1 protein-coding gene is annotated in these 1,925 nt (G+C 63.6%); it reads left to right on the plus strand.

Annotation, left to right across the window (positions count from 1 at the left end):
- The first annotated feature begins 9 nt into the window (after positions 1-9).
- Entirely contained in the window at positions 10-1,785 is a 1,776-nt protein-coding gene (gene xsc / locus ACR0AD_RS21090) for a sulfoacetaldehyde acetyltransferase (RefSeq protein ID WP_209508319.1), read from the plus strand.
- Positions 1,786-1,925: the final 140 nt, after the last annotated feature.

Here is a 1,925-nt window from a genome sequence, read left to right on the forward strand (position 1 = left end):
AACACCCCTATGAAGATGACGACGGAAGAGGCCTTTGTTAAGGTTTTGCAGATGCATGGTATTGAACATGCGTTTGGGATCATTGGCTCTGCGATGATGCCGATTTCGGATCTGTTTCCGAAGGCTGGGATCATGTTCTGGGACTGTGCGCATGAGGGCAGCGCGGGGATGATGGCGGATGGCTACACCCGGGCGACCGGCAAGATGTCGATGATGATCGCGCAGAACGGCCCGGGCATCACCAACTTTGTGACCGCCGTCAAGACTGCCTACTGGAACCACACCCCGCTTCTGCTGGTGACCCCGCAGGCGGCCAACAAGACCATCGGTCAGGGGGGCTTTCAGGAAGTCGAGCAGATGAAGCTGTTCGAGGACATGGTCGCCTATCAGGAAGAGGTCCGCGACCCGACCCGCGTCTGCGAGGTTCTGAACCGTGTGATCATGCAGGCCAAGCGCGCCAGCGCCCCGGCCCAGCTGAACATCCCGCGCGACATGTGGACCCAGGTTGTCGATATCGACCTGCCCGCCATTGTCGAGTTCGAGCGCCCCTCGGGTGGCGAAACCGCCGTGGCCCAGGCGGCCGAGCTGCTGTCGAACGCCAGAAACCCTGTCATTCTGAACGGCGCCGGTGTGGTTCTGGCCGAAGGCGGCATCGAGGCGTCGAAAGCGCTGGCCGAGCGCCTGGATGCGCCGGTCTGCGTCGGCTACCAGCACAATGACGCCTTCCCGGGCAGCCACCCGCTGTTTGCCGGTCCGCTGGGCTATAACGGTTCGAAAGCGGGGATGGAACTGATCAGCGAGGCGGATGTTGTCCTGTGCCTCGGCACCCGTCTGAACCCGTTCTCGACCCTGCCGGGCTATGGCATCAACTACTGGCCCGCGGATGCCAAGATCATCCAGGTTGACATCAACCCTGACCGTATCGGCCTGACCAAAGCGGTCAGCGTCGGCATCATCGGCGACGCCGCCAAGGTGGCAAAGGGCATTCTGGCCCAGCTGAGCGACACCGCCGGTGACGAAGGCCGCAAGGAGCGCAAAGAGCGCATCGCGCAGAAGAAATCGGCCTGGGCGCAGGAACTGACCTCGATGACCCATGAGGATGACGATCCGGGCACCACCTGGAACCAGCGCGCCCGCGCGGCCAAGCCCGACTGGATGAGCCCGCGCATGGCGTGGCGCGCCATTCAGGCGGCGCTGCCGAAAGAGGCGATCATCAGCTCGGACATCGGCAACAACTGCGCCATCGGCAACGCCTATCCGTCGTTTGAAGAGGGTCGCAAATACCTGGCGCCGGGCCTGTTCGGCCCCTGCGGCTATGGCCTGCCCGCCGTTGTCGGTGCCAAGATCGGCTGCCCGGATGTTCCGGTTGTGGGCTTTGCCGGTGACGGCGCCTTTGGCATCGCGGTGAACGAGTTGACCGCGATTGGCCGCGAGGAATGGCCCGCCGTGACCCAGATCGTGTTCCGCAACTACCAGTGGGGCGCGGAAAAGCGCAACTCGACCCTGTGGTTCGACGACAACTTCGTGGGCACCGAGCTGGACACCAAGGTGTCTTATGCCGGTATCGCGCAGGCCTGTGGCCTGAAAGGCGTTGTCGCCCGCACCCAGGACGAGCTGACCGCGGCGCTGAACCAGGCGATCGAGGACCAGAAGAACGGCATCACCACGCTGATCGAGGCCCTGATCAACCAGGAGCTTGGCGAGCCTTTCCGCCGCGACGCGATGAAAAAACCCGTCGCCGTCGCCGGCATCAGCGCCGATGACATGAAGGCGCAGGGCGCTTAACCCCAGGACGAGGCCGGAGCACATGACCCTGACACCCGTCGAGCTGTTGCGGCAAAACGCTCCGGCCACCCGTCCCATAATCGCCCTCAGCGAAGGCAACGACCCCCGCATCACAAAAGGGGCCATCAACGCGCAGAGGG

This window comes from Ruegeria sp. BH8, from assembly GCF_056538065.1.

What these genes read in the sequence shown, in the direction of transcription:
- xsc (WP_209508319.1), top strand. Translation starts at nt 10, where the DNA reads ATGAAGATGACGACGGAAGAGGCCTTTGTTAAGGTTTTGCAGATGCAT.